Annotated in this window: 13 protein-coding genes; 11 read left to right on the forward strand and 2 right to left on the reverse strand. The window is 68.4% G+C overall.

Annotated elements, in window-relative coordinates; translation table 11 throughout:
* Positions 1-186: 186 nt before the first annotated feature.
* A complete protein-coding gene (locus ACPYN9_RS11055) occupies positions 187-540 on the forward strand; it encodes a hypothetical protein (RefSeq protein ID WP_424466541.1) in 354 nt (117 codons plus the stop codon).
* Positions 537-1982, forward strand: coding sequence for an alpha/beta fold hydrolase (locus ACPYN9_RS11060; RefSeq protein ID WP_424466543.1), 1446 nt, complete (start codon positions 537-539; stop codon positions 1980-1982). Before ACPYN9_RS11055 ends, ACPYN9_RS11060 begins: the two co-directional genes overlap by 4 nt.
* 9 nt (positions 1983-1991) lie before the next feature.
* Here ACPYN9_RS11060 and ACPYN9_RS11065 read toward each other — a convergent pair whose 3' ends face one another.
* Positions 1992-2411: a phage holin family protein gene (locus ACPYN9_RS11065; RefSeq protein ID WP_424466545.1), complete on the reverse strand. Its 420-nt coding sequence runs from the start codon at positions 2409-2411 to the stop codon at positions 1992-1994.
* A gap of 144 nt (positions 2412-2555) precedes the next feature.
* Between ACPYN9_RS11065 and ACPYN9_RS11070 the strand changes: the two genes are divergently transcribed.
* The 9 genes from ACPYN9_RS11070 (at position 2556) to ACPYN9_RS11110 (ending at position 10786) form a co-directional block, all read left to right on the forward strand.
* Positions 2556-3686: a thiamine pyrophosphate-dependent dehydrogenase E1 component subunit alpha gene (locus tag ACPYN9_RS11070; RefSeq protein WP_424466547.1), complete on the forward strand. Its 1131-nt coding sequence runs from the start codon at positions 2556-2558 to the stop codon at positions 3684-3686.
* Positions 3683-4735: an alpha-ketoacid dehydrogenase subunit beta gene (locus tag ACPYN9_RS11075; RefSeq protein ID WP_424466549.1), complete on the forward strand. Its 1053-nt coding sequence runs from the start codon at positions 3683-3685 to the stop codon at positions 4733-4735. The genes ACPYN9_RS11070 and ACPYN9_RS11075 overlap by 4 nt, the downstream gene beginning before the upstream one ends.
* Positions 4736-4769: 34 nt before the next feature.
* Complete coding sequence (locus ACPYN9_RS11080) at positions 4770-6203, forward strand: dihydrolipoamide acetyltransferase family protein (RefSeq protein ID WP_424466551.1); 1434 nt, start codon at positions 4770-4772, stop codon at positions 6201-6203.
* A gap of 129 nt (positions 6204-6332) precedes the next feature.
* Positions 6333-7448, forward strand: coding sequence for a metal ABC transporter substrate-binding protein (locus tag ACPYN9_RS11085; RefSeq protein ID WP_424466553.1), 1116 nt, complete (start codon positions 6333-6335; stop codon positions 7446-7448).
* Positions 7445-8254: a metal ABC transporter ATP-binding protein gene (locus ACPYN9_RS11090; protein WP_424466555.1), complete on the forward strand. Its 810-nt coding sequence runs from the start codon at positions 7445-7447 to the stop codon at positions 8252-8254. Before ACPYN9_RS11085 ends, ACPYN9_RS11090 begins: the two co-directional genes overlap by 4 nt.
* The gene (locus ACPYN9_RS11095; RefSeq protein WP_424466557.1) at positions 8251-9183 is read left to right on the forward strand and encodes a metal ABC transporter permease; all 933 of its coding nucleotides are present in this window, start codon (positions 8251-8253) and stop codon (positions 9181-9183) included. The genes ACPYN9_RS11090 and ACPYN9_RS11095 overlap by 4 nt, the downstream gene beginning before the upstream one ends.
* Positions 9184-9185: 2 nt before the next feature.
* The gene (locus ACPYN9_RS11100) at positions 9186-10022 is read left to right on the forward strand and encodes a metal ABC transporter permease (protein ID WP_424466559.1); all 837 of its coding nucleotides are present in this window, start codon (positions 9186-9188) and stop codon (positions 10020-10022) included.
* 1 nt (position 10023) lies between these two features.
* Complete coding sequence (locus tag ACPYN9_RS11105; protein WP_424466561.1) at positions 10024-10482, forward strand: Fur family transcriptional regulator; 459 nt, start codon at positions 10024-10026, stop codon at positions 10480-10482.
* A 46-nt stretch (positions 10483-10528) separates the two neighbouring features.
* Positions 10529-10786: a hypothetical protein gene (locus ACPYN9_RS11110; RefSeq protein ID WP_424466563.1), complete on the forward strand. Its 258-nt coding sequence runs from the start codon at positions 10529-10531 to the stop codon at positions 10784-10786.
* Here the strand turns inward: ACPYN9_RS11110 and ACPYN9_RS11115 are convergent.
* On the reverse strand, positions 10755-11579 hold the full coding sequence (locus ACPYN9_RS11115) for a nitrilase-related carbon-nitrogen hydrolase (RefSeq protein ID WP_424466565.1): 825 nt from the start codon (positions 11577-11579) through the stop codon (positions 10755-10757). The two genes, ACPYN9_RS11110 and ACPYN9_RS11115, sit on opposite strands and share 32 nt — an antisense overlap.
* Positions 11580-11694: the final 115 nt, after the last annotated feature.

Genomic DNA, 11694 nt, shown 5'->3' on the forward strand with positions numbered 1-11694 from the left:
CATCCGGGGGCCGCGCGTGCGACTGTTCACCCGTTCTTCTTGGATGTCGCACAGCTGAGCCCACTCCGATGCTGTTTCGCCTGTGGAACGCGGCCTGTCCACAGCTCGGTGCCTGGGCTCGCCGGTGACCCAGGCCGGGTCGGATGATCGGGGCATTCGACGGACGAGAGGACAGGACACCAGCGAATGCCAGAGCCCACGCCACACCTTCCCAGCGCGGCCCCCATCGTCGGCCCGACGCTGCCGATCATCGACGCCGCCAGGGTGCAGATGCTCCACGAACTCCAGTTCATCGCTCTCGATAACGCGCGTGCGCTGCATGCCTTCGACTCCGGCGCGCGCGACATCTGCGCGAGTCTCAGGCTGCTCGCCGACTCGGATGCCTGGAGCTCGCCCGCGCAACGGTGCCTCGCGACGGAAGCGCACCTCCTGGCCGACGCCATCTCGCTCGTCGCCACCGCCGCCGCGCTCGCGGAAGACGACTACCGCTCCGTGCACGCCAGCCTCGAGCTCGAGCTCGCGGGATTGAGCCGCCAGTGACCGGCGAGCTTGTCGTCGTCGGCCCGAACGACGTGCGCGCTATCGCTGCGAAGACCGAGGTCTTCGCGGCCGACTTCACCGCGCTGCGCTCGGTCCTCGCGGCGCAGGAATGGCTGCCTGCCTCCGCTTGGCTGAGCTCATCGGGACTGTCGTTCGCGGCCTCAGCGGCGCAGGCCGAGGTCGCCCACTTCGGCGGCGCGCCGCTCGAGGTGCAGCTCTCGTCGCTGAGCCAGCGCATCCAGCTCGCCGCCGAGCTCTATGAGCGAGCCGAGGCGCTTTCGCGAGCCGTCGTCGAGGCGGTGGGTGCCAGCGTTGCGAACTCACTCGGCCGCGCCCTGCCGCTCACCGTCGCGCTACTCGGACCAGCCGCGGGCGTCGCGGCCCTCGTCGCACTCGCCGCCGAGGCCCCGACGCTCAGCGATCCGCGCATCCAGGACCTCATTCGAGTCACCGTCGAAAATGCCGACGACTTCGCGCTCGGCCTCCTCGGGCTCCCTCCCGCACCGGGCGCTGATGGCGGCAGCCTCGTGTCGTGGGTGCTGGCAGGGGCAGGGGCGGTCGGCCTTCTCCCGAGTGACAGCTTCCGGGTGGAGCGCGCCGCCGATCCGCTCGTGGGGAGGGATGCGCCTCCCGCGGGCCTGCAGGAACTGGTCGCGGCGATTCCGCCGTCGGTCGACGGTGGGCCGCAGGTTCGTATCACGAGCTACGCGGATGCGGTCGGGAATCGGCTCTTCGAGGTCGCGGTCACGGGCACGTCAGATCTCGCGTACGGATCGACGGAGAACCCGTTTGACCTCGCTGGGAACCTCGCGGCGTACGCCGGCATCGACTCGCAGTCGGTCTCGGCGGTCCTCGCCGCAATGGAGCGCGCCGGCATCGAACCGGGGGACGCGGTCGTCTTTGCCGGTTATTCGCAGGGCGCACTCGTGGCTGCGGCCATCGCCGGAACGGGAAAGTTCGAGACGAGAGGACTCGTGTCGATCGGCGGTCCCATCGACGCCGAGCGGCTTCGAAGTCAGTTGCAGGAGCAGCAGGGCAGCTCGGGGAGAGCGGCACCGATCATCGAGATCCAGCACCGAGAGGACCCGATCGTCGGGCTCCAGGGGCTGGCGCCCGACGGCAGCGACTCGACGGTGGTGATCGCCGACGCAGACGCCGTCACCCCGCTTGACGGCGACCCTCTCGCCGCGCACTCCCAGGCGCGCTACCTCGAGACCGTCGGGCACGCTGACGCGAGCGGCGACCGAACACTCGACTCGGCGAAGGCAACCCTCTTGGAGGCGTATTCGGGGCACAGGCTCGAGGAGACGAACCTCTATACGGTCGAGCGGCTCGAGCCGCTCCCCGAAGTCACCGAGGCGATCGATGATCTCAACCAGCTGATCGAGGAGAAGTTCGCACCGATCACGAGCACGATCGAACCGGAGAACCTGAAGGTGTGACCGCTGAGGTCAGTCCTCGCGTCGGCGCCGGTCGCTCTTCAGCTTCGAATCTGCGCCGCGCACCCAGCCGCCAAGGATGGACGTGAGGATCGACATGATGAGCGCCGCGAGCACCGCCCACCAGAATCCTGACACCTCGATGCCGAATCCGATGCCCTCGCTGATGACCCCGACAAGCCAGAAGAGGAAGCCGTTCACGATGAACGAGATCAGCCCGAGCGTGAGGATGTAGAGCGGGAAGGCGACAACGCGGACGAATCCGCCGATCACGGCGTTGACGACACCCCAGATGAGCCCGAAGAGGGCAAGCGTGCCGATGACGCCCCACGTGGAGTCCTCGAAGGGAATCACCTGCACATGCGACTGCAAGATGAGGGTCACGACCCAGAGGGCGACGGCGTTGATGATGATGCTCAGGAGGGCTCGCATGCCTCCTATCCTCGTCCATCTCGTGCAGGGTCTGCCTGAAGTGTTGGAGGATTTCTCCTGAATGGTGATGGGGCAGAGAACTAGACTGGCGAAATCTCGGGCAACCGCATCCGGGATCGGAACAGCAGGAAGGCGCCACACGACGTGACTCCAGGCGACGAGACCGTGCAGATCCTCACTCCAGAGGGAGAGGTGAAGCCGACCAAGGCCGCCGAGCCCTTCCTGGAGCAGCTCGAGCTGCTCACCACCTCGGACTACCTGCGCGCGTACCGCGACATGAGCTACGTGCGGGCCTTCGACCGCGAGTCCACGATGCTCCAGCGTCAAGGTCAGCTCTCGCTGTACGTCCCCGCCGAGGGGCAGGAAGCAGCCCAGATCGGCTCCGCCTACGCCATGCGTCCGCAGGACACGGTGTTTCCGTCGTACCGCGAGCACGGCGTGGCCTTCGTTCGCGGCGTCGACCTCGTCGACGTGCTTCGGCTGCTGCGTGGGGTGACCCACAGCGGATGGTCGCCGGAAGGCCACGGCGTTCGCCCCTATACGCTCGTCATCGGCTCGCAGACCCTGCACGCCACCGGCTACGCGCTGGGCCAGAAGTTCGACGGCGCGACAGGCACGGGAGACCTCGAGAAGGATGAGGCGACGGTGGTCTACTTCGGAGACGGCGCCACCAGCCAGGGAGACACGAACGAGGCCTACGTCTTCGCCACCAGCTACCAGGTACCGCTGGTCTTCTTCCTCCAGAACAACCAGTGGGCGATCTCGGTGCCCGTCTCCGTGCAGGCCAACAACCCGCTCTACAAGCGTGCGGGTGGCTTCGGCATGCCGTCGACGCATATCGACGGCAACGACGTCATGGCGAGCTTCGCTGTGACGCGATCGCACCTCGAGCGTGCGCGTGCGGGCGGCGGCCCCGGGTTCATCGAGGCGGAGACGTACCGGATGGGCGCCCACACCACGACCGACGACCCCACGAAGTACCGCACGAAAGACGAGGAGGAGTCGTGGCGTCGCCGCGACCCCATCGCACGACTCGGTGCGTACCTGCGTGGGCAGGGCGTCGGTGAGGACTTCTTCGAGGGCGTCGATGAGGCTGCGAAGGACTACGCGGCAGACGTGCGCCGCAGCGTCTTCGAGATCGAAGAGCCGAGCAACGACTCCATGTTCGACCACGTGTACAGCGACGCGCATCCGCAGCTCGAAGAAGAGAAGCAGTGGTTGCGCCGATACGAGGCGTCTTTCGACGAGGCCGCGAACCAGGAGGCAACCCGATGACTGACGTCGCAACGAGCACCCCGACCCCAACCCCCGACAGCGCGGGGCAGGGTCACCAGGCGGATGCGCCCGAGACGGTCACTCTGCCGCTGGCGAAGGCCATCAACGCGGGGCTTCGCCGCGCGATGGAAGACGACGACAAGGTCGTCCAGCTTGGCGAGGACATCGGCACGCTGGGCGGCGTCTTCCGCGTCACCGAGCACCTGAAGCGCGACTTCGGCCCGAACCGCGTGCTCGACACGCCCCTCGCCGAGTCCGGCATCATCGGCACCGCGATCGGCCTCGCCATGCGCGGGTACCGGCCGGTATGCGAGATCCAGTTCGATGGGTTCATCTTCCCCGGCTTTGACCAGATCACGACGCAGCTGGCGAAGCTCACCAACCGCAACGAGGGCCGCCTGCAGATGCCGGTCGTCATCCGCGTGCCCTACGGCGGGCACATCGGCGCGGTCGAGCACCACCAGGAGAGCCCGGAGGCGTACTTCGCGCACACCGCCGGCCTCAGACTCATCTCTCCGTCGACGCCAAACGATGCGTACTGGATGATCCAGCAGGCCATCCAGAGCAACGATCCTGTCCTGTTTTTCGAGCCGAAGAGCAAGTACTGGCAGAAGGGCGAGGTCAGCCTCGGCGCGCCAGCGGTCGGGATGCACGCGAGCCGAGTGGCCCGCACGGGTACCGACGTGACGGTCGTCGCGCACGGCGCGATGACCGCGGTCGCGTTGCAGGCGGCTGCCGTCGCCGAGAGCGAAGGCGTGAGCATCGAAGTCGTCGACCTTCGCTCGCTGAGCCCCGTCGACTACGCGCCGATCGTCGAATCGGTGCGCAAGACGGGCCGCCTTGTCGTCGCGCAGGAGGCCCCGTCGAACGCCAGCATCGGCTCGGAGATCGCGGCAACCGTGCAGGAGCGCGTGTTCTTCTCGCTCGAGGCGCCCGTGCTTCGCGTCTCCGGCTTCAACGTGCCGTTCCCGCCAGCCAAGCTCGAGGCGAACTACCTGCCTGACGCCGACCGCATCCTCGAAGCCGTCGACCGTTCGCTCGAGTACTGATTTCAAGCCCGCACAGATAGAGGCAAGCACACCAATGAGCACCGAGAACTTCGAACTCCCCGACGTCGGGGAGGGACTCACCGAGGCCGAGATCGTGGCCTGGCACGTCAAGGCCGGCGACACGGTCGAGCTGAACCAGACCCTCTGCGAGATCGAGACGGCGAAGTCGGTCGTCGAGCTCCCGAGCCCCTTCGAGGGACGAGTCGTCGAGCTGTTCGCGAGCGAAGGCCAGACGGTCGACGTGGGCAAGCACATCCTTTCGATCGAGACCGCAGACTCGGTCAGCGACGCTGAGGCACCTGCTGCGACGCCGCCGACGCCCGCCGTTGACCTCGAGTTCGAGGCGGCGCAAGCGGATGCGGCTTCGACGGTGTCCGCAGAAGGCGGCGAGTCGGGTGCCAACGCGGTGCTCGTCGGGTACGGCCTCGGCGACGCGCCCACCACGCGCCGTCGTAAGAAGGCTGCGGCCCCGGCGCAGCCCACACGCCCCGCGCAGATCCCGGCCCCGGCTACCCCGTCGCATCGCCCAGCCGCCCAGGCCGCCCCCGTGCCGGCGGGAGGAGCGCACACCCAGGCTCGACCGGGTTCGGTGCCCGCCGCATCCGCTGCCCCGATCATCGCGAAGCCGCCGATCCGCAAGCTCGCCAAGGATTTGGGCGTCGACCTCGCGCAGGTGGAGCCCACCGGCCTCGCCGGTGAGACGACGCGAGACGACGTCATCCGCCACGCGCAGCAGGCGAGCGTCTTCAAGAACCTCGAGACGCCGATCTGGGGCGAGGTGCGCGAGGAGAAGCACCCCGTGAAGGGCGTGCGCAAGGCCACGGCGAACGCGATGGTGTCGTCGATGTTCACTGCCCCGCACGTGACACTCTTCACCGACGTCGACGCGACCCGCACCATGGAGTTCGTGAAGCGCCTCAAGGCCTCGCCCGACTTCGCGGGAGTCAAGGTCTCGCCGCTGCTCATCGTGGCGCGCGCCGTGATGTGGGCCATTCGCCGGAACCCGACCGTGAACGCGGCCTGGACCGACGAGGAGTACACGATCAAGCACTACGTGAACCTCGGCCTCGCAGCCGCCACTCCGCGGGGCCTGATCGTGCCGAACATCAAGGACGCACATGCGATGACGCTGCAACAGCTGGCGCAGGCCATCGAGCAGCTCACCTACCGGGCGCGCGACGGCAAGACGCCGCCGACCGAGATGCGTGACGGCACCTTCACGATCACCAACATCGGCGTGTTTGGCATGGACACGGGAACGCCCGTCATCAACCCGGGCGAGGTCGGAATCCTCGCGCTTGGCACGATCAAGCTCAAGCCGTGGGTGTTCGAAGACGAGGTGCGTCCACGCATGGTGACGACCCTGGGTGCGTCGTTCGACCACCGCCTCGTCGACGGTGATGTCGCAAGCCGCTTCCTCGCTGACGTGGCGACGATCGTTGAGGAACCCGCGCTGCTGCTCGACTGAGGTCTGCGGAGCCGCAGGGTTGTGGGGAAGTGCGGTTCCCGAGCGCGGGAAGTGCGATCTGCCACAACTCTTGCGGTGTCACAGTCCGCGCAATTGACATTGATTCTCAGTACGAATTACACTCCACTGGTGAACCTTCGCGCCCCCGCCCTCATCGCCCTCGCCGGACTCTCGACGCTCGCCCTCGCGGCCTGCTCAGGTCCGGCCGCCGGCCCCGACGCATCCGCTGCCCCAACCGCACAGGGCGAGGCGTTCACTGTCGTCGCGACAACCACGCAGGTCGCCGACTTCACACGCGAGCTCACCGACGGCCTGAACGTCGAGGTGACCCAGCTGCTGCAGCCGGGTATGAGCGCTCACAGCTTCGAGCCGACTCCGGCCGACCTCGTGGCGCTCGGCTCGGCCGACCTCGTCGTCTCGAGCGGCGCGGGACTCGAGGAGTGGCTCGACGCGGCCGTCTCGTCGAGCGGATACGCGGGCGAGGTGGTGGATGCGTCTGCCAGCGTGACCCTCTCTGGCAGCCACGAGCACGACCACGGTGACGAGGCGCACGGTGACGAGGCGCACTCGCACGCCGAGGGCGAAGAGCACAGCCATGAGGAGGGCGAGGAGCACTCGCACGCGGAGGAGACGACGGCGGCCGAGGGTGAAGACCACGAGCACGCTGAGGGCAACCCGCACACCTGGACGTCGCCGGCGAACGCGAAGCTCATGGCGGCTGAGATCGCGACGCACCTCGAGGAACTCCCTGGCATCGACGCAGCCGCCGTGCAGGCGAACGCCGACGCGTACGACGCTGAGCTGACGGAGCTCGACACGTGGATCGCCGCGAACGTCGACGCGGTACCCGAGGCGGAGCGCGTCGTTGTCACGAACCACGACGCCCTGCACTACTACCTCGAGCAGTACGGCATCACGTTCGTCGGCTCGATCATGCCGAGCTTTGATGACAGCGCCGAGCCGAGCGCGGCCGAGATCGACGCGCTCATCGCCGAGATCAAGGAACACAACGTCAAGGCGATCTTCACCGAGACGCAGCTCTCGCCGCAGAACGCCGAGACGATCGCCGCGCAGACCGGAGCGAAGGTCTTCTCCGGCGACAAGGCACTGGCGACGGATGCGCTCGGCGAGCCGGGCACCCCGACGGGCACGTATGTCGGCGCGACGGTGCACAATACTCAGATGATCATCGAATCCTGGGGCGCCACCGCGACCGACGTGCCTGAGGCGCTCGCGCAGCAGTGACGCATCCAGCCCCGCTCGTCTCGTACCGCGACGCCTCCATTGCCTATGGCAGGGAGGCGCCCGCGTTGACCGGTGTGTCGTTCGAGGTGGGGGAGGGCGACGCGGTGGCGCTGCTCGGCCCGAACGGGGCGGGCAAGTCGACCCTGCTGCAGTCGCTGCTCGGCCTGCTGCCGACGAGCGGTGTGGCCGAGGTGCTCGGTACGTCGCCGGGAGCGCGCGCATCCGACGTCGGCTACCTGCCGCAGTCGACGCATATCGATCCCGACTTTCCTGTCTCACTCCGTCAGGTCGTGATGATGGGCCGCTACCGGCGCATGGGGCTGTTCCGTTGGCCGAGCGCCGCTGACCGAGACGTAGTGCGTCGTGCGATCGAGACCGTCGGGCTGACGGACCTCGCGGGCGCGACGTTCGGTGAGCTTTCCGGCGGTCAGCGACAGCGCGGCCTGCTGGCGCGGGCACTCGCGACCGAGCCCAAGCTGATCCTGCTCGACGAACCCTTCAACGGTCTCGACCGCACGAACCGGGATGCGCTGATCGCGACCCTGCGTCGCCTCCGCGAGACCGGGGTCGGCATCGTCGTCTCGACGCACGACCTCGAGCTCGCGCACGAGGTGTGCTCGCACGTCCTACTGCTCAACGGGCGCCAGATCGCGGGCGGCCCCATCTCGGAGGCGCTGACGGATGCGGCGCTTGCGGCCGCTTTCTCCGGCACGTCTGCCGACACGGAGGCGCACGGCGGCGCCCACGGAACGCTCTGCGCGCCGGGTGGCGACGACGCCGAAGAGCACGAGCGGGCGCGGGTGTGACCGACCTCTCGATCTTGCTGCAGCTGCCGTTCGTGCAGAGCGCGGCCATCGCCATCATCGTGCTCGCCGTCGCGAGCGCGATCGTCGGCACTGCGCTCGCGCTGCGCGGCCTGGAGTTCTTGAGCGACGGGCTCGTGCATTCGGTGTTCCCCGGTGTGGTCATCGGCTTCATCGCGGCGGGCACCGACGGGGTGTATGTCGGTGCGGGCATCGCGGCGCTCATCGCGACGGTGGCGCTGACGATCGCGTCGGCGCGGGGCATCGGCTCTGACGCGACGATCGCCGTGGTCTTGGCGGGAGCCTTCTCGCTCGGCATCGTCATCGTCTCGCGCAGCGTCGACTATGCATCGGGACTCGAGCATCTGCTGTTCGGGCAGCTCCTCACGGTGTCGAGCACCGACATTGTCGCGATCTGCGTGCTCGGCGGCGCGGCGGTGCTGCTGGTGCTGGCCACGTGGAAGGAGCAGCTGCTCGTCTCGTTCGACCGCAAGCAGGCGCAAGCCTCGGGCATGCGGGTGCTCGCCTATGAGCTGGTGCTCAACGTCGCCATCGCCCTGGTTGTGGTCGCCGCGGCTCGGGCCGTCGGGAACCTGCTGGTGCTGGCGCTCCTCATTGTTCCCGTCGCGGTCGCGCGCCTCCTCGTGCGCCGAGTGTGGGCGATCGTCGCCGTCTCGCTGCTCGTCTCGGTCGGCTGCGGGCTGGTCGGCCTGTGGGCCGGGCTCTGGCTGTCGCTGGATGCGGGCATCCAGGCATCCCCGAGCGCCGTGCTGGTGCTGGTGCTGGTCGCGCTCTACCTGGTGGTGGTCGCCGTGACGCGGGTGGTGGCGTTCAGCTCCTCCGGTCGGCGCGCACGGGCGGCTGTGGTCGCCGCCGCGGTTGCACCGGGTGCCGAGGCGCCGGTGCGCACGAGCACCAAGGTGGTCTCCTGACCGTGGACTACTTCTCCCTCGCCCTGCTCACCGGCGCGCTCGTTGGGCTCCTCAGCGGCCTCGTTGGCGTGCTCGTGCTGCTTCGCCAGCGCGCGTTCTACACGGTGGCGCTCACGCACGCGACGTTCCCCGGCGGCGTCTTCGCGGCTGTCGCCGGCCTCAACATCGTGGTCGGCGCATCCATCTTCAGCCTGCTGCTCGTGGCCCTCATGGCCGCGCTGTCGCGTGTGCCGCGGCAGGGCAAGCAGGTCGCGGCCGGCATCATCTTGAGCTTCGGCTACGCGCTCGGCATGCTCTTCGCGTCGCTGAACCGTGGGCAGTCGGTGCGCGTCGACTCGTATCTGACGGGGTCGATTCTTGCCATGAACCCCACGAACGTCTGGCTGCTCGCCGGAGCGCTCGCCGTGGTGGTGGCCGTGTACGCGCTGTTCGGGAAGGAGCTGCTGTTCTCGAGCTTCGACGCCCGCGGCTTCCGAGCGGCGGGCTTCCGCGAGGGCACGTGGGATCTCGTGGCCCTCGCCCTCATCACTCTGACGGTTGTCGTGGCCATGCCCGCCATCGGGTCGATCCTCGCGATCGCGATGATCGCGGCCCCGGCCGCCGCGGCCAGGCTGCTCACGAAGCGCATTGGGTGGATGCTCGCCCTCTCGTGCGTCTTCGGCGGCACGGCCGCGGTTGTCGGCCTGCAGGTGTCCCGCTCCCTGTCGTTCGCCGCGGGTGGCTCGATGGCGCTGGCGGCCGTGGCCATCTTTGTCGTCGCGCTGCTCGCGAAGGGCGTCACGGGCCGGTTCGCGCAGGGCGTCTCGCGCCGCGCATCCACCCCCGGTATGGTCGGCTGATATGAGCGACGAGACGAACGGTGAAGGCGGGGCTACCGCGCCGACGCCCGCGGCCCCCGTCAAACGGAACACTCGGCAGCGCGAAGCGGTGCGTCGCGCTCTGGCGGAGTCATCGGAGTTCGTGAGCGCCCAGGTGCTGCACCAGCGGCTGTCGGCCGCGGGGGAGCGCATCGGGTTGGCGACCGTGTACCGCACGCTCGGTGCGCTCAGCGAGAGCGACGAGGCTGATTCGTTGCAGAACGCCGACGGCGAGGTCGTCTACCGCGCGTGCGAGATGGGCGAGCACCACCATCACCTGATCTGCCGCAACTGCGGGGCTGCGGTCGAGATCACGGCTGATCCCGTGGAGCAGTGGGCGTCGAGTGTCGCCGCCCAGCACGGGTACACGCAGGCGCGACACGTGGTCGACATCTTCGGCCTGTGCCCGAAGTGCACGGCCCTCGCTGAGGCGGCGTCGTAGCTCGACGTCGACGTGGGGTTCAGCCACGGTTCGTAAGGTGACGGGCATGAAGCCCGAGCGGGAAGCGCCCACACAGCAGGTAGCCGTCTGGTACTTCGTGGCGGCCACGTTCGTCTTCGCGGCGCCGGCGTTTGCCGGCGATGTGCCGGTCTGGGTTCGCGTGGGCTCGCTGGTCGTCGGGTTCGCCCTCGTCGTGGGCGGTGCGTTTCAGCTCGGGCGAGAGCTGGGCGGCCGCAGGAAGGCTCGCGAGGCCGACCGGGCCGAGGGGTGGGCTACGGACGAAGGTCGGTCAGGTACGAGTTGACGTTGCGCGCCTTCGCGACCTCGGACGAGGAGAACTCGGCGCTCAGCAGTTCGGTGTCGTCTCGGCTCGCGATGGCGAGGGTGTTGCCGTAGGGGCTCGCAATGGTGCTGAGTCCGGTGAAACCCGGGCCTGCGTGGTTGGCGTAGGCGATGTAGAGCCCGTTCTCGAGGGCGCGCACGGGCACCATGTGGGTCGAGATGACCTCGGCGTTGTAGGAGTGGCCCGGCTGGTCGCCGAGCACGTCGCCGGTTGCGGGCACCGCCGTCGGGATGAGCAGCGCCTCGGCTCCGGCGACCGCGGCCCGCCGCGCGATCTCCGGGAACTCGATGTCGTAGCAGATGGCGAGCGCCACCCTGAGTCCGGCGATCTCGACGACCTCGGCCGGTGCATCCCCGAGGTTGAAGACCTCCTGCTCCTCCCCGCCGAAGAGGTTCGACTTGCGGTACCGGGTGAGCTCGTTGCCGTCAGCCCCGAACAGTGAGGCCGAGATGAAGCGGCGTGCTGTGGTTGCGTTCGCGGCGAACCCGGCGGAGCGCTCGAGGGTGTGCTCGACGGTGGATGCGACGATCGCGATGCCGAGGTCGGCGGCGATCTGCGCGACGCGCTGCCGGATGGGGGAGCCATCGTCGCCCGCGACCTTCGCGGGCGCGTAGCCGGTGGCGAAGAGCTCGGGGGTGACGAGGATGTCGGCGCCCTCGCCTGCCGCGCGCTCCGCGAACGATCGCAGCACCTTGAGGTTGTCATCGACGGCACCGGGGGTGCCCTGTGCCTGCAGTACGGAAATCAGCGCCATTGCCAGCCTCGCCTTGTTGGGGGGTCTCGTTCGAGCGTCGCCCGAGCGTCGTCTCTGCCGAAAGTATCTCTTGACACGACCAGGGGTGCACCTGAAGATAGCCTAAACCGAAATT

Origin of the sequence: Pseudoclavibacter helvolus (assembly GCF_049707175.1) — a bacterium.
Lineage (GTDB): Bacteria > Actinomycetota > Actinomycetes > Actinomycetales > Microbacteriaceae > Pseudoclavibacter > Pseudoclavibacter helvolus_A.

Excerpts from the sequence above, each read along its gene's own strand:
- ACPYN9_RS11115 (WP_424466565.1), bottom strand. The coding sequence starts at position 11,579 with ATGGCGCTGATTTCCGTACTGCAGGCACAGGGCACCCCCGGTGCCGTC.
- ACPYN9_RS11105 (WP_424466561.1), top strand. The coding sequence starts at position 10,024 with ATGAGCGACGAGACGAACGGTGAAGGCGGGGCTACCGCGCCGACGCCC.
- ACPYN9_RS11065 (WP_424466545.1), bottom strand. The coding sequence starts at position 2,411 with ATGCGAGCCCTCCTGAGCATCATCATCAACGCCGTCGCCCTCTGGGTC.
- ACPYN9_RS11110 (WP_424466563.1), top strand. The coding sequence starts at position 10,529 with ATGAAGCCCGAGCGGGAAGCGCCCACACAGCAGGTAGCCGTCTGGTAC.
- ACPYN9_RS11055 (WP_424466541.1), top strand. The coding sequence starts at position 187 with ATGCCAGAGCCCACGCCACACCTTCCCAGCGCGGCCCCCATCGTCGGC.
- ACPYN9_RS11080 (WP_424466551.1), top strand. The coding sequence starts at position 4,770 with ATGAGCACCGAGAACTTCGAACTCCCCGACGTCGGGGAGGGACTCACC.
- ACPYN9_RS11075 (WP_424466549.1), top strand. The coding sequence starts at position 3,683 with ATGACTGACGTCGCAACGAGCACCCCGACCCCAACCCCCGACAGCGCG.